This window comes from Vibrio sp. HM8-C, from assembly GCF_058630515.1.
On sequence record NZ_JBMMKS010000001.1, the window covers coordinates 519,814 to 539,172 of the forward strand.

The window sequence follows — 19,359 nt, forward strand, 5'->3', positions numbered from 1 at the left end:
AGTAGGTAAGTTATGCATAGCGCATTAATGATTTCTAAAACCGGTATGGCAGCTCAAGATGCGAAAATGACTGCTATTTCGAACAACCTGGCGAACGTTAACACCGTTGGTTTCAAACGTGACCGCGTGGTATTCGAAGACTTGTTCTACGCCGTTGAGAAACAAGCGGGTACAGGTACTGATGATCTAAACGTTCACCCAACCGGCATCCAGTTAGGTAACGGTGTTCGTGTTGCAGGTACTGAAAAAGTATTTACTCAAGGCAACATCAACAACACATCACAACAGTTTGACTTAGCAATCATGGGCGATGGTTTCTTCCAGATTGAAGGTCCTGATGGCGAAATGCTTTACACACGTAATGGTCAGTTCCATGTGAACGCTGATGGTTCGGTGGTCAACACTCAAGGTTATCTACTTCAGCCTGAAATCACAGTACCTGATGATGCGGTATTGGTGTCTATCGCCGAAGACGGTACGGTTTCAGCGACAATTACAGGTGAAACTGAGCCGCAAAACCTAGGTGAAATCACACTGGTTAAATTTATGAACCCTCAAGGCTTAACGGCTCTGGGCGGCAACCTATTAGGTGAAACCGAAGCTTCTGGCGAAGCGATGGAACTGGCGGCAGGCACTGAAGGCGCTGGTTACATCAAGCAAGGTGCTCTAGAAACGTCAAACGTACAAGTGGTTGAAGAGATGGTTGACATGATCTCAACTCAACGTGCCTACGAAATGAGCGCGAAAATGGTAAGTGCGGCAGACAACATGTTGCAGTACCTAGCGAACCATACCTAATTTAATGGTTAGTTTTATGTGTTTAACAAACCTTGTAAGTATCGCTAAGCGGGCAACGGTAATCGGTACAATTTTGCTATTGGCAGGTTGTGCTGGTCGTGGTCAGGAATTTGTACCACCAAAGCCGGACGATGAAGCCTATGCGCCACCTGAACTTAACTATGAAGTTGAGCGTGTGAGTAAAGGCAGTCTATACGCTGGTAATGCATCTATGACCCTGTTTCAAGACCGTCGAGCATACCGCGTAGGTGACATTCTGACCGTGTTGTTGGATGAAAAAACAGAATCAGGCAAGAGCGCGACAACAAAATATGGTAAGAGCTCAGGTCTGTCTCTGACAGCTCCTATCATTGGTGGTAAATCTTATGACAGGTTATCAGCTAGTGCTGACGGCGACCGTGATTTCAGCGGTAGTGCAGCGTCTAAGCAAGGTAACAGTCTGAGCGGTTCTATCACTGTAACCGTTTATCAAGTTTTGCCAAATGGCGTACTTCGTGTTCGCGGCGAAAAGTGGCTCAAGCTAAACCAAGGCGATGAGTTTATTCGTCTGTCTGGCAATGTGCGCGCGAGCGATATTGGCTCTGGGAATACCTTGTCTTCACAACGTATAGCAGATGCCCGTATTACTTACGCAGGTCGAGGCACGTTTGCTGATACTAATACCGCAGGTTGGTTAACACAGTTCTTCAATTCTCCGTGGGTACCGTTTTAATGAAACAAAGACTTAATTTCAAACACTGCATTTTGGCGGTGTTTGGTTGTTTGTTTTTCGGTAATGCAGCAGCAGTACCGATTAGCCATATCACGGATGTATACGGTGACCGAACGAACCAGTTAATTGGTTACGGTGTGGTTGTAGGTTTGGATGGCACTGGTGATAAATCACAGGTGAAATTCACTCAACAATCTATCGTCAATATGGTTCAGCAGTTTGGTGTTCAACTTGAAGACGGCTCGAAGCCAAAAACTAAAAACGTTGCTGCAGTAAGCGTGACAGCAGTAGTGAGCTCTCACAAAGGTCCGGGTCAAACGCTGGATGTAACGGTCGCTTCTATTGGTGATGCAAAAAGCCTTCAAGGCGGCACACTACTGATGACAGAGCTAAAAGGTGTGGACGGAAACGTCTATGCAGTCGCTCAAGGTCATTTGATTGTAGGTGGTTATAAAGTTACCGCAAACGATGGTTCTAGCGTGACTAACAACACGCCAACGGCGGCTCGCATCCCCAATGGTGCAACGTTAGAGCGCGCAGCGATTGGCGCAGAAGATGAAGATCCTACACTGCACCTGCAATTGAAAAAGCCGCATTACCAAACAGCTTTAAATATTTCTAAAGTGATCAATAAAACCTTTGGTCGTGGTGTTGCAAAAGCCGTGAACAAAGGTTTGGTTGAAGTCGCAGCACCAAGCGATAGCGAAGATCGCATCATGTTTTTGTCGATGATTGAGCAGCTTGATGTTAACGAAGGCGAAGCCTTACCTAAAATCGTTTTCAACTCACGTACTGGTACGGTTGTAATTAGCAAAGGCGTAACTGTGGGTGAGGCGATTGTCTCTCAAGGTGGCTTAACGGTTTCGATCCGTGAAGACCAACTTGTTTCTCAACCGAACTCAGCGGGCAGCTTTAATGCACCAGGTCAAACGACCGTGGTCAACGATTCAAACATCACGATTAGCGAAGTGGATAACGGCGCTATGGTTTGGCCTGAAGGCACACAACTTCAAGAGATTGTTGATGCGGTTAACCGTATCGGCGCATCTCCAACGGTGTTAATGCAGATCCTGCAAGCGTTGGATGAAGTAGGCGCTATTAACGGCGAATTGGTGGTTATCTGATGACGAATCCAATCACAGCGATTGAAAGCGCAAAGGCGGCGAATGCTGTCGGCAATGTAGAAAGTATCAGTGTAAATCCAAACCAAGTGTCAGGTATTGCTGATTATTCTGAGCTTAATTCTGTTCCAATGGTTCAGCCATTTTCAAGCTCTGCCAGCCATGATACTCGTACAGCACAGCAAATTATGACGTCATCTTTAAATCAGAATATGGCGTCGATTTATGACGGAGCATTGGTGTCAGCAGGTGATTTTTCATCCCTGAATTTTGATGACAACACTGCGCTTCAGTTTGACCCAACCTCGCTCAATTCGTTGAAGTACCACGAAGATGAAGATGCAGCATTGCGTGAAGTTTCAAAACAGTTTGAAGCGATTTTCGTGCAAGAAATGCTCAAGAGAATGAGAACGGCGACTGAAGCTTTGGGTGACGAAGAGAACCCATTATCAAATAACTCAAACGGAATGTTTCAAGACCTATTAGATAATCAATTGGCCATTTCCGTGACTAAGAAAAGCTCATTTGGACTTGCAGAGTTGTTGTATCAACAGTTGTCTGGCCAAACGGTGGGGAGTGTATAACACATGAGTATGTATAACATTGGCTTATCAGGTTTAATGGCAAACCAAGTTGCCATGAACGTGACTGCACAAAACACGGCTAACATGACCGTAACGGGTTACACACGCAAAGTGGTTGAGCAAGCAACGGTAGTATACGGCGGCTCTGGCAACTATGGCGCAGGTGATGGTGTAACTGTCGCGAGTATTCGTCGTGTTTCTGATCAAGCAGCAATTGAACGTTTACGTACGGCAGGTCAGGAACTGCAATACAACCAGACTTATATGGTGGGTATGCAAGGTATTGAGAACGTTCTAGGTATGGAAGGTTTGAACATCAGTACTGGCTTTGATGAGTTTTTTGCCGCACTGGATGAAGCAACGTTAAGCCCTGAATCTCTGGTTTACCGTAACCAAATTCTCGCAACGGCTGGCAGCTTAGCCTCGCGTTTCAACGGCACGATGAGCCAAATTGAAAACGAGCTTAGCACATTGATGCGCACTCAAAACCAAACCATCGAAAGTTTGAACAGTCAGCTCGATAACATCGCAAAACTCAATGAACAAATTCGTAAAGCGTCTGGTTCAGGTCAGGATATTGCGAGCCTCCAAGACGCATTGGATCTGCAGTTAAACGAGATTTCTAAATCGATTGGCGTCAATGTTCTAACCAAAGAAGATGGCACCGTTGAGCTCTCAACTAAGTCTGGCCAGCCGTTGGTTTCAGGCCAGAGTGTTGCTCAAATCAGTTTAAACGAAGCTTCGGGCGGAGCTTACAACACCGATCTTGTACTGACGTTTAACAACCAAACGGTGACGTTAAATGACCCTAAAGGTGGCGAGCTCGGTGCAATTTCTGATCTGAAGAACGATCAGTACTTCCCAATAATGGAAGACCTCAACAACATCGCAGCAGGATTTGCTGATGCGGTGAACGGTATCCTTACGTCTGCAGGCGCAACTGATCTTAACGGTAATGCTGGGCAAGCATTGTTCACTTATGACCCTGACAATCCGGCAAGTTCGTTAAGCCTTACGGGTCTCACGGCAGAAGAGTTAGCGCTGTCGGGTACTGGTAGCGTTGGTGACGGGTCTTTTGCAACTGCCCTTGCTGATTTAGCAAACCAGCCAATCACTATTGGTGGCTCAAGCATCAACGTATATGACGCATATGCAAAGATTAACGGTTATGTCGGTGTCGCGACGCAGCAAGCTCAAAACAACTTTAGTACCGCGTCTATCAGTATCAGTGAAGCGCAAACCGCGCGCGATAGTATCAGTGCGGTGAGTTCGGATGAAGAAGCTGCAAACCTGATGATGTACATGAACGCTTATCAGGCAAACATGAAGGTTATCTCTACGGCTAGCCAAATGTTCGACACTGTCCTCAACTCATTCTAATCGGAGACCGCTATGCGTGTAACAGATTCACAATTTACAGCAATGATGACTCGAGCAATGATGAGCTCAAACGTTGAGATCAACCGTGTTGCAGAACAGATTGCTACAGGCAACAAAATCAACAGTTTGTCGGATGACCCGTCAGGCGCAATGAAGCTGTTAAGCCTAGATAAAACCATTTCTAGTGCTGAGCAATACTCGAGCAACATTTCAAATGTTCAATCGAAATACAGCCAGTACGAAACGTATCTGATGTCATTTAATGATTTGACGTTAGATGTGCACGACCTGCTGCTTCAAGCGAACAACGCAACAGTGGGCGAAGAGTCGAGTGGCGGTATCATCGCTGAGTTGGAGTCGCTAAGACAGCAAGCTCTGGATACTTTTAACAAAAAGTCTGACGGTATCTACATCTTCTCTGGCACAGAGGTTTACTCTGAGTCGATCATCGTTGATGACACAACAGACCCAATCAGCTACTCATTTGGCGGTAATGCAGATCACCGTAATACCAAAATCAGTGAAGACGGTTCAATGAACAGCAACTTCACGGCACAAGAAGTACTGCAAGGTAGCCTAGACTTCTTTACAACGTTGGATGCTGCAATCGCAGAGCTTAAAAATCCAACCACGGATAAGAATGCCATTTTGGGCGCAGCTATTGATAGTAGTGACGCGACCCAGAAAAGCGTGCTGAATACCGTGACAATTCTTGGTGCAAACTACAACTCTCTTGATCGTATGGCGGTGAACAACGCCGATGCTGCTCTGTATGCAGAAACGGTTAAGACAGATATCAACGCATTAGATTATGCAGAAGCATCAGTTCGTTTGACTGAAAGTATGAACACATTACAAGCATCACAGTCAGTGTTTGCCAAAGTAATGACCAGCTCATCACTGTTTGACTTAATGTAATTTTATATGAAATTCCAAGCCTTAATTACGGCAGCGCTTTCAAGCGCTGCTTTTGTCTCTGTTGCAGCCGACTATGTTGTGCCTTTTGATGAGGTGCAATGGAAATCCGTGAATGACGGTGACACCTGTTATCTCGCAGTTGAGGACGCTCATTCGGGCATTAACGCCAAGTTTGATGTGGTTGCAGGTAAGCCAATATCTCTGGTGATTTCAGGACGTAGCGTTAACTCGTTTAACGACAGTATGGTGATTGAAACTGAGCCACCCGTGTGGGGTAAAGATCTGTACGAATCGACGATGGTGAATGAGTTCATTCGTAAGAAAAAATCCGCTGAAGTTATGCAAGGGGCGGACTTTGTGTATCGAGATGTAATGAGTGGTGCTTGGCTGACCATTCGTGATGACTTCCATAGTGTGACGTTCCCAACCGCGAACATGCACAGTGCGATTGAAACTTTTCAAAGTTGTACAACGGCTCTGCCGCCTGTCAGCTATCAAGAAGCGCGCAAAACTGTATTTAACTTCAAATCTGGCGCTCTTGCGTTGACTGAAGAGCAGCGTGAACAGCTATCGGAAATCAGTGAATTGGTACTTTTCGATAAGCGCATTAAGAAGGTCATGATCAGCGGTCACTCGGACAGCCATGGCGATACGGTAGTGAATTTAAGTGTTTCAAGAAGACGCGCCGATGATGTTGCGTATTGGATGATGCTAGCCGGAATACCAGAAGAAAAAATGGAACTGAGAGGGCACGGTTCTCGTTACCCAATTGCAACCAACAGTACTGCAGAAGGGCGTGACCAAAACCGCCGCGTTGAAGTAGAACTGGTTAGAAAATAAATTTTTGTACGCTTTTCAAACAGTAAGGCGTAAGGAGAAGAGTTTTGGAAATTAATGCTATCACTGGGATTGAACAATCAATGATCAATCGCCTGAACGAAAATCAGGCTATTACTCAGAACCCATTAACTAAACTTGTCGAAATATCTGATAGTCGCGTAGGAATGTCCTCAAGCCTAGAGTTTGGCAGCACATTAAAAGGAATTTTTGATACTGTTGACGCCCGCCAAAAGACTGCTGATGCAAAAATCACCGCAGTTGAACTGGGTCAAAGTGATGATCTTATTGGCGCGACAGTGGCTGCGCAGAAAGCGCAGCTTTCTTTTTCAGCATTAATGCAAGTTCGAAACAAGATGGTTACGAATTTCAATGACATCATCAAGATGTCGGTTTAGTGGCGATAGGCGTTAATATATGGCAAATGAGAAAGGGGTTACGATCGTAGCTTCTAATGCATCGGACAAATTACAATCTGCCGTGGAGAGAGTAAAGTCGTTCTGGAGCAGCTCGCAACGTAATGTTGTCATAATCACAATATTCTCAATGATTTCAGCTGCGATCATTGTCGTCATGCTATGGGCGTCTGCTGAAGAGTATCGTCCGCTTTACAGTACTTCATCAAACTACGATTCAAGTCAGGTACTGCAACTCTTAGATCAATCAGGGCTCAAATATGAGCTAAATAGCGACAGCGGCCAAATCATGGTTCCGAGTAATGAAGTCGCAAAAACAAGAATGATTCTGGCTGCAAAAGGTCTCAAACAACAATTACCAAGTGGCTTTGACACATTAGCCAGCACAGATTCACTGGGCGAAAGCCAGTTCATGGAAACCGCACGCTATCGCCATGCATTAGAAGGCGAATTGGCTCGTAGTATCGTAACCATGGAATCAATTGCTGTTGCACGTGTGCACTTAGCCATTCCGAAAGCGTCGCTATTTAAGCGCAAAGACCAAGAACAAGCCCGCGCTTCGGTGATGGTTCAGCTAATTGAAGGCATGGATCTTAAACCGGGTCAGGTTGATTCGATCGTTAACTTGGTTTCAGGCGCTGTCATTGGTCTGAAGGCCGAAAATGTGCGTGTGGTTGACCAATATGGCCGTCTGTTATCGAAAGATACTTCGCTCGATGACCTAGCGGTATCGACCAACCGTCAAACGGATTATCGTCGCAACATCGAGAAGCATTTAGTGTCACAAGCATCTGACATGCTTACGCCGATTCTAGGTGCATCGAATTTCCGTGTTCAGGTATCGGCAAAGGTTGATTTCTCAAAACGTCAGGAAACGGAAGAGACTTACGGAACACCAGTTGTTCGCGCTGAAACTATGATGAGCGATGAAAACAACGGCAGCTTAGCTTTAGGTGTCCCTGGGGCATTGAGCAATACACCGCCAGTGACTGACGAAGATGTGAAGAATCAACAGGGCCAAAGCAACAAAGCAAAAGCGAGCCGTAACGAATCTAAGCGTGAATACGCGGTGAGTGGCAAAGTCACCCATGTTCAGCATCAGCAAGGTATTGTTGAAAAACTGACTATCTCTGTGATCGTTAATGAAAGCATGGCAGGTCAGGCTGGTTGGTCAGAAGCCACATTAGAGCGTATGCAAAATGTGGTGCGTAGCGCTGTTGGTTATGAAGAAGAGCGTGGTGACGTTATCTATGTCACTAGCTTCCCATTTGTTGCGTCAAACATGCCAGATGCAGAGAGCATGGTTTGGTATAAAGATCAGGATATTCTTCAGCCAATTAAGTACCTGCTTGGTGCGCTGGTGGCAGCACTATTGATTGTATTGGTTCTGCGCCCTCTAGCTCAGTATCTCACTAAGACTGAAGGCTCGGATCTTGAAGAACTGGCAGATGGTCTAGAAGCCGGTAGTTCTGGCGAGATGACCGCGCTGGCAAATAGCAGCGCAGCGGCTGTAGCAGCAGGATTAGAAAACAAACTGGATTCACTTGCGCTTGATGCTGCAGGTATTAAAGCCATGGATGACAACTTACCAGAGTCAGACAGCCCGTTAGAAGTTCAGATCCAGCATCTGAAGATGATTGCTGAGAACGATCCGAAACGAGTCACTGAAATCCTGAGAACGTGGATGCATGCATGAGTGAACAAATAGAAAATCCAAGAAATGCCCATCAAACTGTTGAAGGTGTAGCACTGCTAATCTTAACTATGGGCGAAGATATCAGCTCTGAAGTGTTGAAAGGCTTTACGCATGATGAAATCAAGCGGTTGGCTCACTCAATGAGTAAGATGAAAGACATTAAAGCCAATGATGCACTGCGTTCTATTGTGGGTTTCTTTGAAGACTTCCGTTCGCACTCAGGCATCATCGGTGGTACTCGCCAGTATCTAACCAATGTGCTTGATAAAACATTAAACGGTAACTTAGCGAAAGACTTAGTATCTGAAATTTACGGTGATGAAATTCGTACCCACGCAGAGCAATTAGCGTGGATCCCTGCTGATATTTTGGTGGAAGATTTACGTCACGAACACATTACGATGCAAGCGTTGCTGATTGCTCACTTACCTTTGGACTTCGCGTCTAAAGTGCTAGAACAATACACCGTTGAAGAGTGTAATGAGCTCATCTACCAGATTTCTCAAACTCAGGTACTGACTTCAGGTATCACCGAGACATTGAAAGATTTGATTGCTCGCTGTAAAGAAAACTACAACGAAGGCGCACCTCAAACCATCAAAGGCACCAAAGTAGTGGCAGATATTATCAACCGTCTACAAGGTGACAAAGGCGCGATCTTTGAGTTCCTTACTCAGCGTGATGAGAAAATGGCTGAAGAGATCCAAGAAGCGATGTTCGATTTCTACTCGCTATTTACTCAGAGCCAAGAAACTATCGATGCAATTAACAATGAAGTGACCATTGAACAATGGGCATTCGCAATGAAAGGTATGCCAGAAGAGAACCGTGCGTTTATCTTCAACACTATGCCTAATCGTCTGGCAACTCAGCTAAAAGAAAACATCCAGCGTATCGGAGCGGTACCTGTTAGCCAAGTGGAAGGAGCCCGTAAGGAAATTCTGGACATCGTACGTCGTCTGCAAGGCGAAGGTGTGATTCAGCTCAGCATTTCTAACGAAGTTCGTTTGTCATAAGGCTAGGGTTCAGTGCGCTCACAGACTATATCTAACTCCACATCGACATCTCCTCTACGCGGGCAAACAGCTGCCAGCGTAGGAGCAGGACGTTTATCAAAAACGGAAAGAGCAAGCTCAGTAAATAAAGTAAGTTCGGCAAATATGTTGTCGCAACATGCTTTGAGTCGCTTAAAAGAACGTCCTAGGTTGATAGCTGAATTAGCGGACACTCACCGTTCTGTAAACGGTTTGATGTTGGCTGTTGAGCAACTGAAAAAAATCGCTCGTTCGGCGGTAGAAATTAAACGTTTGGTATCGATGGGGGCTGAAACAGCGGCTGATCTGAACAGTATTGATATTCACAAGCGTGAGATTATGAATGCGGTGAACAGTCAGCATTTTGGACGCCACATTATTGATTCTTCATTTGCACCTGTGACGACTAATATTGCGGAGATCGATTTCTATGTTCCGGGATTGGATTTGTCACGTGAACGACTAACTAATGAGTTGGTTACGTTGTACATCAATAACAAAATGATCCCTCTAGCATTTGACCGTGTTGAATCTGACCAAGGGTTGTTTGAGCAGTTTTCCGTGATGTTCTCACTAGGACAAATGCGCCTTCGCCGCGACGATGACAATGGACTAGTGATTGCTATGCCAGACTATATGTGGCGCAAATGGGATCTTAAAATCTTTATTTCAGGGCAGGGTGGGCGTTACCCAGAAGGTAACCCGATCACAGTTAGCGCACTAACTCGTTATGCAACGGTAGAGATGATCACTATGCTTGATATCAGAGCAAAGGATGCATTAGAAGCGATTGAACGTGTGATAGAACGCGTTAACGAGATGCATGGCTATGCTCTGGAATTACTCAATTCACAAAGTCATCTCGCAGACAAGTTGATTGGTTATTGTCACAAAGCCGCTGATGACATCGGGCAAAACATAAAAACCTTATTTGCAAACAATGGCACTTCCGCATTAAAGGCCATTCAAAAGCACTATGTTGGTCCGAACAGAGAAAATGTCGTTTCTTTAATAAAAAAGTGAAATAAATCTTAAAACATTGCCGTAATGTATTATTGAAGAGATTACAGATAGGTAGGAGTCAACCATGAAAATTGAAAATAACAGCGCGTTATATAGTGTTCAAGACGTACAGAATGTTACTCGTACGGCTGACCTGAATAAAGCTGAAACGGTGGCTCCAGCTAAACAGCAAGTAGACATCAATATGCACGAACAAAATATCATTGCGGAAGGTAGTGCATCATTAAAGGCAATGGATGACGTTGATTTAGCTCGTGTGGCTGATATCAAATCAAAAATCGCCGATGGTAGCATCAAATTTGATATGGGAGAGTTGGCTCAGGTGTTAGCTAACTTACGATAATGGATAAAAAAGAACTGCTAAAGTCATACTTTCAAGCAACCGTTGAAAGCGCAAAAGTCGCCAAAACATTATCAGTAACGCTGGATGATATCCGTCAGTTCAGTTTGAAATTTGATCATGAGAAAGTGACTGAATTCAACCAGAAAGCAACGGACCTTAGCGAATCACTGCGTAAGTTGCACTTTGAACGTAAAGAACTAGCAGCAAAATTAGGTTGTACTCACAACCGATATGCGGCTGAACTTGTTCAACGAATGAGTGGCAAAGCCCAAGAGACCATAAAAAAAGCGACGGATGAACTTCACGAGCTGGTCTTAGAGTGCCAAAACAAAACTGAGTTACATACTCGACTAGTGATACAACAACAGCAAGTTATACAAGATGCAGTTGAATCTCTGCGAGTCGAGGTGAATGCGTAGTTCCTTACTCTCCCTATCTTTTCTGTTTGCCTGTGCTCCCGCATGGGCAGACTCTGCGCAACTCCAAATAGAATCTTATCTATCTCAACGAATTGAAGCTGCCGTTACTGGGCAGTTTCCTGCTTTTCAAAACCTGCAAATTAATTTCCGCCTAGCTAGTGCCGTCAATAATATTCCTGCATGTGAGCAATCGCTATTTGCTGACAAAGCAATGGGAAGTTACCTTGGTTCAGAAACTTGGTGGGTAGAGTGTGGTAACAACTGGCGAATCAAAGCGGTAACGAATGTCAGTGTTGATACTCCTGTGGTCACCACTAAAGGAGCTCTGCGTAAAGGACATCGAATTGAAACTGGTGATGTAAAACTGGATGTTGAGACCTTAAATCTCAAAGGGACGGTTTATCAGCACATTGAAGATGTCGTTGGGACAAAGTTAAGACGTTCAGTGAAAGCCAATCAGGTTCTTACTCGACGATATGTTGAACTGGAATATGCTGCGACCAAAGGTCACCATGTCACTATTACTTTTCACTCAAGCAGCTTCTCGTTAGAAACTGAAGGTGTGGCGCTAGAAGACGGTATGGTCGGAGACCGTATTCGTGTTGTGAATTCAGAATCAGGTCGAGAACTGAGCGTTACCGTTACGGGCGAAAACCGAGTCGAGCAAAACTAGTTACTAGTTCATATTCATAGATATAAAAAAGGCTTCTCAACAGAGAAGCCTTTTGCATGTTGGAACATCGCACTTAGTCGATTTGACCTAATGGGTTGATTTGATATTCGTTTGGTATTTCGTTGAACGATAAAATAATCAAACCTTTTGCGAACGCTCGAGCTAATTTGCTGATAATTGGGCGAGCCATTGGCGTTACCAGAAGCACAGGCGTCATCCCCTGCGCTTGCATAGTTTGTACAATGGAAGGCATACGGTTTTGGAACTTCTGCAGCAGTTCTGGTGCCAGAGGCACACCATCGAGCGGTGTGTTAGGGTCGTTTTGCTGAGCCAGTGTGATACCCGCTTTGATGTCCATTTCCACTTGTCCACCAAGCGTAAACACATTCAACGACTTAGAATACGGAGACACTAAGTTCAGAATGGTACGTTTTAGCGCAACACGAATATTAGATGAAAGCAGGATTGGGTCTTTAATCTTATCGCCGCTTTCAATCAAGGTGTTGGCAATCGTACGGATGTTAATAATAGGTACTTGTTCCGCAAGCAATTGACGAATCACCATCATCTGCAAGTTAGGCGTTAGCGTGGTTGATAAGCTTTCTGCCAACTCAGGATGTTCGTAAGCAAGACGCTTGTTGAGTGCCTTAACGTCATCATAGTTAAAGATGCCATCAAGATGCTCGGTGCACACTTTACTCACGTGAGTCGCAATGACATCGTGTATATCGATAACCTGAAAGCCCAAATTTATCGCTTTAGTTTTATCTTCTTTGGCAACCCAAAGCGCTGGTAATCGATACGCAGGATCAACGCCAAGCGTACCATCGATATTGGCAGATGTGACTCCAGGACCTACAGCCATCAACATATCTGGATAAACTTCACCACGTTCAATTTCGTCACCATCAACCAAAATAACGTATTCGGCAGGTTTGAGAGCCAAGTCATCGCGAATCACGACTTCTGGAATGACGAAACCGATTTGTTCGCTCAGCGTTTTGCGACAACCGCGAATACTTTTCAGCAGCGAGTTTTGTTCTTTGTTGGTAACTAATGGAACAAGTTTAAATCCAAGGCGCAAAGCAATCGCATCAACAGAAGGAATAATCCCCCAATCGAGAGGTTGGTCTTTTAGCGATGTTCTTTCTATAGGAGCTTCGACTTCCGCTTTGGAAATGTCGACGCCTTCTTCTTTCTTGCTTTGCCTCCACGCTACGAAACCAACGGTAACACTAAAGCTATAGAAGGCGAGGTGTGGCATGTTCGGTACGCTACCGATAATGAACATGACACCAGAAGTCATGTATAGCACTGAAGGCGAAGCAAGGATCTGCTTGTTAATCACCTCAGCCATATCGTTCTCGTTATCACTGATACGAGTTACGATGATTGCTGCTGAAACTGCAAGTAATAGCGATGGGATCTGAGCTACAAGGCCGTCACCGATGGTAAGTAGAGCATAGGTTTGGAATGCTTCACCAACGGTTAGACCGTGCTCGAACATACCAATCAGTACGCCACCAATTAAGTTGATGAACAGGATCATCAAACCTGCGACGGCGTCACCACGAACGAACTTACTCGCACCATCCATAGCACCGTAGAATTCAGCTTCATCGCCCACCTCTTTACGGCGAGCCCGCGCTTGTTCTTGGTCGATGTTGCCTGAGTTTAAGTCGGCGTCGATCGCCATCTGTTTACCCGGTAATGCATCGAGGGTAAATCGAGCAGATACTTCTGAAATACGTTCGCCACCTTTGGTGATAACCACAAAGTTAATGATCATCAAGATAACGAATACAACGATACCAACGACGTAGCTACCACCGATAACCACTTCACCGAACGATTGAATTACCTTACCGGCGGCATCACCACCATTATGACCTTCAAGAAGTACGATACGTGTAGAAGCAACGTTCAGTGTTAGACGAAGTAAGGTTGCAATTAAGAGCAACGAAGGGAAGACGGAGAAGTCGAGAATTCGCTTAACGGTACTACTTACCAGCAAGACCACGATGGCCAGCATAATGTTAAAAGTGAAGAAACCATCGAGCAGCAATGCTGGCAACGGTAAGATAACCATCGCCAGTATCATCAACAGCACGAGTGGTATCGCGAGTTTAGAATTAAATATCTGTAAGCCTTTTAACATGTCTTAGGTTCACTAGTTAGTGTTTACTTTCATCACAAAACAGCATGAAAGTTAAGAAAATAAGGACAGATATTTTATTTTTAATGGTCAACGCAAACTATCAGACATTTCCGATAATGGCTGTAGGGGGCGACGAGAATTTGTCCGCAGAGGGTTGTGTTGGGTAGATAAAGAAGGTTCGTTAGAACTTGAATTAGGTTGTCGATGGGGAATCTAACAACCTAATCCATATGTGTTACGGTCGAGCTTAGCTTTGAGCTGAATCTTGAGCTTCTTGGGCTAACAAAGAATCAAAATCCGGGAAGTTTTGCATCAGTTCAAAGTGGATAACGTCAGCGAGTCCAATGAAGTCACCGTTATTGGCCATCTCATTGAGTGTAGAAATAGCTTGATTTAAGTATGTTACTTGCTCTTTGTTGAGGGGAAGTAAACTCAAACGGCGTACACAACCTTTGAGCAAATATCCACCCAAACTATGGTCATTACCAAAATAGGCAATTGCAGCTTGTTTTAGACTTAATTTAATATCAAAGTTATCCATTTACTTGTCCTCATCTTCATAGCGTGTACCGACGATTTTTGCGCCCAATCTACTCATGTTTATGAAATCAATATCTTGCCTCTTTGCAATAATACTTTCGATTCCGGAACAAAACATGCGATAAGTTGGAGAAGATTTGATTAACTGACCATTTCCGTTCTCAACACTAACAGTCATTTTAATATTGTTATAGTTTTTAGTTGAAGCTCTTTCGATATCTCCCGGGAATCCAAAATCACAACCAATAAATCGGATGGTTTTTGCTCCAAATAATATGGCTATATGTGTTATAGGATGAATGACAGAACCAAAAATATTTAAGCGATATTTTGTTGGCAATTTATCATTAACGTTATTAAAGGTTTCATCAACCATATGGCAGTAGTATTTTTTCCCTGGCCATTTTTCGAATATATCTTTTTGAATTCGACTAGAGCCAATTAAAATGCTTGATTGTTTAAATCTGTCAAATGGTATAGTTTCTTCTTTAACACCAACATCAATGATAGCGAGAATGTCAGGAGTGATATTATGTTTAAGTAATGCATTTAACGCTGTAGAAGGAGCTATAAACAATGGTCTATTTTTTCTGTTATACAGTTTTTTTACATCTTCTATATATGCATCTAATGATGGTCCAGACCCAATGCATAAAATTTCTTTAACTTGATTACTTTCAACCAACACATCCAGTTTATGCATATTCTTTAATACTGGATAATTATCTTTATCTATATTATTAAGTTTTTCCAAGTATTGAGGATTAGTATGCGAACGGTTAACTGAGTTTGTAATTAATCGATTCTCAATTCTGTGCATCAACCAGTTTAAGTCATATTGGCAATATTTTATTAGTTGAAAATCAGCATTAATTACAAAGGTATCTACAGCAAACAAGTTACTTAAAGCATCAACTTTTGCATCCATATTTTCATGAACGTAGTGTAATTCTACTCTCTCATCAGCTAACCAAATTTTAGGAATTAAAGTTAGAACTAATTTAATAACATCTAAATTGTAGATGTATAAATGAATTTTTTTCAAATTTTGGTCATTAAGCAACACTTCTGCTACTGAGCCTATTCCAAAACCCCACATATGATAAACATTGCCAGATGTAGTAGCTCGGTAAGCTAATGCTTCTTCAACAGGATCATAAGCACTGCTTAATTGAATACCATTAATGGATAACGTAGCCAGTTTGCGTTCAATGACTTCAAAAGTAAGGTGGTTAATATCATGTGCTTCAATAGCTTCAGCTAGTTCAGGACAACGATTTTTTAGTATTGCTATATTGCTTTGGTAAAACTCTGTACTCATAAAACCTTCGAATGCTTTTATATTTTGTTATATATCCCTTAGCCAAAATAGCCTTTGCATGCTTAGATACTCAATAGGGATAAGGAGCTATCCAGTTATTTTATTGGCGTAGGGATGGAACGCCATCAGAAAATTCTGATTATGTATTCGTATATAGAAGATGTTTTTAAATTGAGTGACAAAAGTTCCATACAACTTCCTTTCCATATCCGTCACGCAATTATAAGTAAGATTCATAGATTGTAAGTTGATAGATAAGACTTAAAAAAAAGTAGGTATCGGATGACTTTGAAATAGCAGCAAGATTTTTTCATTTACTTAGAGTAAAACGCGATCAATTTTTTTAGGTAGTTTATTGAGTTCGAGTGAATGAAAGCGGCTAAAGGTTTTACATTAATTGAGTTGATTATTGTTATCGTTATCTTAGGTATTCTTAGCGTGACTGCGGCTCCTCGTTTTTTAAATTTGCAACAAGACGCTAAAGCGGCAGTGATGAAAGGTGTGAAAGCCTCTTTGCAGTTAGTTGTTGATGGCGTCTATTTTAAATCTGTTATTCAAGGTACTGATGGACAGCGTGAAGTACAGACTGATGTTAATGGTATTCAGATTCAGACCTATTATGGCTATCCTCAAGAGATTTGGGACAACAAATTAGAATACCTTATGGATCATAGTTTTACTTATTTAGGTAACGCGTATAAAAACAACATTCTTTTTGATGAGACTTGTAGTGATGCTGTTTGTGTTGTAGACCAAATTAAGCTTAGCCAGCTAGGCTATAGCACAACTGCATATGCATTAGCTTTTGTAGCGAAAGGGCATACGCTGAGAACTAATTGCTCTGTTGTTTATTATTTTACTGCACCAGCATCGCAAGGCTATGCAGATGTACATATTGACATTATCGACAGTGGTTGTTAGTGCTTATGGTTTTTTATAACTCATTGATATTGAAGTTAATGTGGCTATTTTATTAATGCACTGTAAGAATTGGATGATTCTACCTAAGTGATAGGGTTTCTGCATAAAGTTTGCGAGATAATTAACTTGAGTTAAGAGCGATTACCGCTCAGTCAAAATGACATGTTGTTGGGATACTGCTTGAGATTATACGGAAGTGTTATAGCAAATATCTTCAATGCGAGAAATGACAGTTTCAGCGCTAATTGAGCATACTGAAGCTAAAGTTGAAATGAGATTGAAATGTTAAATAATAAAACCGTATTAATCACTGGTGGCACGGGTTCTTTTGGTAAGCAGTTTATTAAAACTATTCTTGACCAATACCCACAAGTAAAAAAAATAATCATATTTTCTCGTGATGAGCTGAAACAATTTGAGTTACGTCAAAAATATCCGTTACAAGACTATCGTCAGTTGAGATTTTTTATCGGTGATGTTCGCGATGTAAACCGACTCATCCAAGCTTGTGAAGGTGTAGATGTAATTATTCACGCTGCTGCTATTAAGCAAGTTGATACAGCGGAATACAATCCTACTGAGTGTATTCGCACTAACATCAATGGTGCTGAAAATGTCATTCAAGCAGCATTGCAATGTGGTGTTAAAGACGTTGTTGCACTGTCAACAGACAAAGCTTGTGCACCAATCAATTTATACGGCGCAACAAAGTTAGCTTCTGACAAATTATTCACAGCAGCCAACAATATTAGGGGCTCTAAAGACATTCGTTTCAGTGTTGTACGATATGGCAATGTCATGGGCTCTCGTGGTTCAGTGATTCCATTCTTCTTGAAAAAGCGAGAGGAAGGTGTAATTCCAATTACTCATGAAGAAATGACACGTTTTAATATTTCTCTTCAAGACGGTGTAAATATGGTGATGTATGCACTGGAACACCACTTAGGAGGAGAAATTTTCATCCCTAAAATTCCGTCTTACAAAATTATGGATGTGGCTAAGGCGGTCGCACCTGAATGTGAAATTCGCATCGTCGGTATTCGACCAGGTGAAAAAGTACATGAAGAAATGATCACTGATACAGATTCGCTCAATACGATTGACTTAGGCAAATATTATGCAATTTTGCCATCGGTATCATTTGTGCGATCAGAACAAAAATATTTAGATCACCACAACGCTGAGAAAGTCGAATTTGGTTTCAAATACAACTCTTGTAGCAACACAGAGTGGGAATCCGTTGAAAGCTTACGAGAGCTTGTCAAAGAACATGTCGATCCTTATTTCATGGTGTGAGTAAAAGAGTGATTCCATACGGCAAGCAAGAGATAACCCAGCAAGACATCGACGGTGTCGTGGATGTTTTGAAATCTGATTTTTTGACTCAGGGACCTAAAGTTCCTGAGTTTGAATTTACACTTACTCAACATACTGGTTGTGAGTATGCGCTCGCTGTAAACAGTGCCACCTCCGCGCTGCATATAGCTTGTTTAGCTCTTGGCTTGGGAGACGGTGATTGGCTTTGGACATCACCCATTACCTTTGTGGCCTCTGCTAACTGTGGGTTGTATTGTGGGGCGCAAGTCGATTTCGTTGATATTGACCCTAGTACCTATAATCTTTGTCCTAAAAAGCTTGAGCAGAAACTTGTTGTCGCAAAAGCTAATAACCGCTTACCCAAAGTAGTCGTTGCTGTCCATTTATGTGGTCAGTCCTGCGATATGCGCGCGATTAGTAAACTCGCAAAAGAATACGGCTTTAAAGTTATTGAAGATGCATCGCACGCTATTGGCGGTCGTTACTATGATCAGCCGATTGGAAACTGCGAATATTCGGACATTACGGTGTTTAGTTTCCACCCGGTTAAGATAGTCACTACCGCAGAAGGTGGGGCAGTAGTGACTAACAGCAAACAACTAGCTGAAAAAATGGCGCTTCTGCGAAGTCATGGTATTACTCGTGATACAGATCTTATGCAGGGAGAAAGCCATGGTGGTTGGTATTATCAACAAATTGATTTGGGTTATAACTATCGAATGACTGAATTGCAGGCTGCATTAGGTGTAACTCAAATGCAGCGTGTAAATCAATTTGTCTCAGCGCGCCATATTTTAGCAAAGCGTTATAACCAGTTATTAACTTCTTTACCTGTAGTCCTTCCGCATCAGTTAGAAGGAACATATTCAGGATTACACCTATATGTAGTGCGTTTAAAACTTGACGAAATCTCGCTGACGCATAAGCAAGTATTCGATGCACTTAGAGAAAATGGTATTGGTGTGAACTTGCACTATATTCCGGTGCATACCCAGCCTTATTACAAAAACATGGGATTTTGTGAGGGCGACTTTCCTGAATCTGAACGATATTACAGAGAAGTGATTTCTCTACCGCTGTTTCATGCTATGACTGAATGCCAACAAGATGAAGTTGTGCGAGTGTTGACACAAATATTAAAGGGATAA

Annotated in this window: 20 protein-coding genes; 17 read left to right on the forward strand and 3 right to left on the reverse strand. The window is 42.9% G+C overall.

Annotation, left to right across the window (positions count from 1 at the left end):
• The first annotated feature begins 12 nt into the window (after positions 1-12).
• The 14 genes from flgG (at position 13) to flgA (ending at position 11,954) form a co-directional block, all read left to right on the forward strand.
• Positions 13-798: a flagellar basal-body rod protein FlgG gene (gene flgG, locus ACOSVQ_RS02380; RefSeq protein WP_491980992.1), complete on the forward strand. Its 786-nt coding sequence runs from the start codon at positions 13-15 to the stop codon at positions 796-798.
• 16 nt (positions 799-814) lie between these two features.
• On the forward strand, positions 815-1,510 hold the full coding sequence (gene flgH / locus ACOSVQ_RS02385; protein WP_491980993.1) for a flagellar basal body L-ring protein FlgH: 696 nt from the start codon (positions 815-817) through the stop codon (positions 1,508-1,510).
• Positions 1,510-2,634: a flagellar basal body P-ring protein FlgI gene (locus tag ACOSVQ_RS02390; RefSeq protein WP_491980994.1), complete on the forward strand. Its 1,125-nt coding sequence runs from the start codon at positions 1,510-1,512 to the stop codon at positions 2,632-2,634. Before flgH ends, ACOSVQ_RS02390 begins: the two co-directional genes overlap by 1 nt.
• Positions 2,634-3,215: a rod-binding protein gene (locus ACOSVQ_RS02395; RefSeq protein WP_491980995.1), complete on the forward strand. Its 582-nt coding sequence runs from the start codon at positions 2,634-2,636 to the stop codon at positions 3,213-3,215. The genes ACOSVQ_RS02390 and ACOSVQ_RS02395 overlap by 1 nt, the downstream gene beginning before the upstream one ends.
• A 3-nt stretch (positions 3,216-3,218) precedes the next feature.
• Positions 3,219-4,595, forward strand: a complete 1,377-nt coding sequence (gene flgK / locus ACOSVQ_RS02400; RefSeq protein ID WP_491980996.1) for a flagellar hook-associated protein FlgK — start codon at positions 3,219-3,221, stop codon at positions 4,593-4,595.
• A gap of 12 nt (positions 4,596-4,607) precedes the next feature.
• Positions 4,608-5,513 (forward strand): flagellar hook-associated protein FlgL, encoded by a 906-nt coding sequence (gene flgL / locus ACOSVQ_RS02405; protein WP_491980998.1) that lies wholly within the window; start codon positions 4,608-4,610, stop codon positions 5,511-5,513.
• A 6-nt stretch (positions 5,514-5,519) separates the two neighbouring features.
• Positions 5,520-6,353, forward strand: coding sequence for an OmpA family protein (locus ACOSVQ_RS02410; protein ID WP_491980999.1), 834 nt, complete (start codon positions 5,520-5,522; stop codon positions 6,351-6,353).
• 44 nt (positions 6,354-6,397) lie between these two features.
• Complete coding sequence (gene fliE, locus ACOSVQ_RS02415; RefSeq protein ID WP_491981000.1) at positions 6,398-6,748, forward strand: flagellar hook-basal body complex protein FliE; 351 nt, start codon at positions 6,398-6,400, stop codon at positions 6,746-6,748.
• A 19-nt stretch (positions 6,749-6,767) separates the two neighbouring features.
• On the forward strand, positions 6,768-8,462 hold the full coding sequence (fliF, locus tag ACOSVQ_RS02420) for a flagellar basal-body MS-ring/collar protein FliF (RefSeq protein ID WP_491981001.1): 1,695 nt from the start codon (positions 6,768-6,770) through the stop codon (positions 8,460-8,462).
• Entirely contained in the window at positions 8,459-9,478 is a 1,020-nt protein-coding gene (locus ACOSVQ_RS02425; protein WP_491981002.1) for a FliG C-terminal domain-containing protein, read from the forward strand. Before fliF ends, ACOSVQ_RS02425 begins: the two co-directional genes overlap by 4 nt.
• Positions 9,479-9,490: 12 nt before the next feature.
• Positions 9,491-10,519 carry a hypothetical protein gene (locus ACOSVQ_RS02430; protein WP_491981003.1) on the forward strand — a complete coding sequence of 343 codons (1,029 nt, stop codon included), beginning with the start codon at positions 9,491-9,493 and terminating at the stop codon, positions 10,517-10,519.
• A 64-nt stretch (positions 10,520-10,583) separates the two neighbouring features.
• Positions 10,584-10,862 carry a flagellar biosynthesis anti-sigma factor FlgM gene (flgM, locus tag ACOSVQ_RS02435; RefSeq protein WP_491981004.1) on the forward strand — a complete coding sequence of 93 codons (279 nt, stop codon included), beginning with the start codon at positions 10,584-10,586 and terminating at the stop codon, positions 10,860-10,862.
• The gene (locus ACOSVQ_RS02440; protein WP_491981005.1) at positions 10,862-11,281 is read left to right on the forward strand and encodes a flagellar export chaperone FlgN; all 420 of its coding nucleotides are present in this window, start codon (positions 10,862-10,864) and stop codon (positions 11,279-11,281) included. Before flgM ends, ACOSVQ_RS02440 begins: the two co-directional genes overlap by 1 nt.
• On the forward strand, positions 11,274-11,954 hold the full coding sequence (gene flgA, locus ACOSVQ_RS02445) for a flagellar basal body P-ring formation chaperone FlgA (RefSeq protein ID WP_491981007.1): 681 nt from the start codon (positions 11,274-11,276) through the stop codon (positions 11,952-11,954). The genes ACOSVQ_RS02440 and flgA overlap by 8 nt, the downstream gene beginning before the upstream one ends.
• 73 nt (positions 11,955-12,027) lie before the next feature.
• On the opposite strand, the gene ACOSVQ_RS02450 is transcribed toward flgA, so the two are convergent.
• The 3 genes from ACOSVQ_RS02450 to ACOSVQ_RS02460 all read right to left on the reverse strand — a co-directional run bounded on the left by ACOSVQ_RS02450 (position 12,028) and on the right by ACOSVQ_RS02460 (position 15,973).
• The gene (locus ACOSVQ_RS02450; RefSeq protein ID WP_491981008.1) at positions 12,028-14,112 is read right to left on the reverse strand and encodes a flagellar biosynthesis protein FlhA; all 2,085 of its coding nucleotides are present in this window, start codon (positions 14,110-14,112) and stop codon (positions 12,028-12,030) included.
• A 247-nt stretch (positions 14,113-14,359) separates the two neighbouring features.
• Positions 14,360-14,653 carry a hypothetical protein gene (locus ACOSVQ_RS02455; RefSeq protein WP_491981009.1) on the reverse strand — a complete coding sequence of 98 codons (294 nt, stop codon included), beginning with the start codon at positions 14,651-14,653 and terminating at the stop codon, positions 14,360-14,362.
• Positions 14,654-15,973 (reverse strand): 6-hydroxymethylpterin diphosphokinase MptE-like protein, encoded by a 1,320-nt coding sequence (locus tag ACOSVQ_RS02460; protein WP_491981011.1) that lies wholly within the window; start codon positions 15,971-15,973, stop codon positions 14,654-14,656. It lies immediately after the preceding gene.
• A 369-nt stretch (positions 15,974-16,342) separates the two neighbouring features.
• On the opposite strand from ACOSVQ_RS02460, the gene ACOSVQ_RS02465 reads away from it, so the two are divergent.
• From ACOSVQ_RS02465 to pseC, 3 genes are all read left to right on the forward strand, one after another.
• Entirely contained in the window at positions 16,343-16,894 is a 552-nt protein-coding gene (locus ACOSVQ_RS02465) for a prepilin-type N-terminal cleavage/methylation domain-containing protein (protein ID WP_491981012.1), read from the forward strand.
• A gap of 282 nt (positions 16,895-17,176) precedes the next feature.
• Positions 17,177-18,190, forward strand: a complete 1,014-nt coding sequence (pseB, locus tag ACOSVQ_RS02470; RefSeq protein ID WP_491981013.1) for a UDP-N-acetylglucosamine 4,6-dehydratase (inverting) — start codon at positions 17,177-17,179, stop codon at positions 18,188-18,190.
• On the forward strand, positions 18,187-19,359 hold the full coding sequence (gene pseC, locus ACOSVQ_RS02475) for a UDP-4-amino-4,6-dideoxy-N-acetyl-beta-L-altrosamine transaminase (RefSeq protein WP_491981014.1): 1,173 nt from the start codon (positions 18,187-18,189) through the stop codon (positions 19,357-19,359). Before pseB ends, pseC begins: the two co-directional genes overlap by 4 nt.

Excerpts from the sequence above, each read along its gene's own strand:
- ACOSVQ_RS02390 (WP_491980994.1), top strand. The coding sequence starts at position 1,510 with ATGAAACAAAGACTTAATTTCAAACACTGCATTTTGGCGGTGTTTGGT.
- flgM (WP_491981004.1), top strand. The coding sequence starts at position 10,584 with ATGAAAATTGAAAATAACAGCGCGTTATATAGTGTTCAAGACGTACAG.
- ACOSVQ_RS02440 (WP_491981005.1), top strand. The coding sequence starts at position 10,862 with ATGGATAAAAAAGAACTGCTAAAGTCATACTTTCAAGCAACCGTTGAA.
- flgK (WP_491980996.1), top strand. The coding sequence starts at position 3,219 with ATGAGTATGTATAACATTGGCTTATCAGGTTTAATGGCAAACCAAGTT.
- ACOSVQ_RS02395 (WP_491980995.1), top strand. The coding sequence starts at position 2,634 with ATGACGAATCCAATCACAGCGATTGAAAGCGCAAAGGCGGCGAATGCT.
- ACOSVQ_RS02410 (WP_491980999.1), top strand. The coding sequence starts at position 5,520 with ATGAAATTCCAAGCCTTAATTACGGCAGCGCTTTCAAGCGCTGCTTTT.
- ACOSVQ_RS02460 (WP_491981011.1), bottom strand. The coding sequence starts at position 15,973 with ATGAGTACAGAGTTTTACCAAAGCAATATAGCAATACTAAAAAATCGT.
- flgL (WP_491980998.1), top strand. The coding sequence starts at position 4,608 with ATGCGTGTAACAGATTCACAATTTACAGCAATGATGACTCGAGCAATG.
- flgG (WP_491980992.1), top strand. The coding sequence starts at position 13 with ATGCATAGCGCATTAATGATTTCTAAAACCGGTATGGCAGCTCAAGAT.
- pseB (WP_491981013.1), top strand. The coding sequence starts at position 17,177 with ATGTTAAATAATAAAACCGTATTAATCACTGGTGGCACGGGTTCTTTT.
- ACOSVQ_RS02455 (WP_491981009.1), bottom strand. The coding sequence starts at position 14,653 with ATGGATAACTTTGATATTAAATTAAGTCTAAAACAAGCTGCAATTGCC.
- ACOSVQ_RS02465 (WP_491981012.1), top strand. The coding sequence starts at position 16,343 with ATGAAAGCGGCTAAAGGTTTTACATTAATTGAGTTGATTATTGTTATC.
- flgH (WP_491980993.1), top strand. The coding sequence starts at position 815 with ATGTGTTTAACAAACCTTGTAAGTATCGCTAAGCGGGCAACGGTAATC.
- fliF (WP_491981001.1), top strand. The coding sequence starts at position 6,768 with ATGGCAAATGAGAAAGGGGTTACGATCGTAGCTTCTAATGCATCGGAC.
- flgA (WP_491981007.1), top strand. The coding sequence starts at position 11,274 with ATGCGTAGTTCCTTACTCTCCCTATCTTTTCTGTTTGCCTGTGCTCCC.
- ACOSVQ_RS02425 (WP_491981002.1), top strand. The coding sequence starts at position 8,459 with ATGAGTGAACAAATAGAAAATCCAAGAAATGCCCATCAAACTGTTGAA.
- ACOSVQ_RS02450 (WP_491981008.1), bottom strand. The coding sequence starts at position 14,112 with ATGTTAAAAGGCTTACAGATATTTAATTCTAAACTCGCGATACCACTC.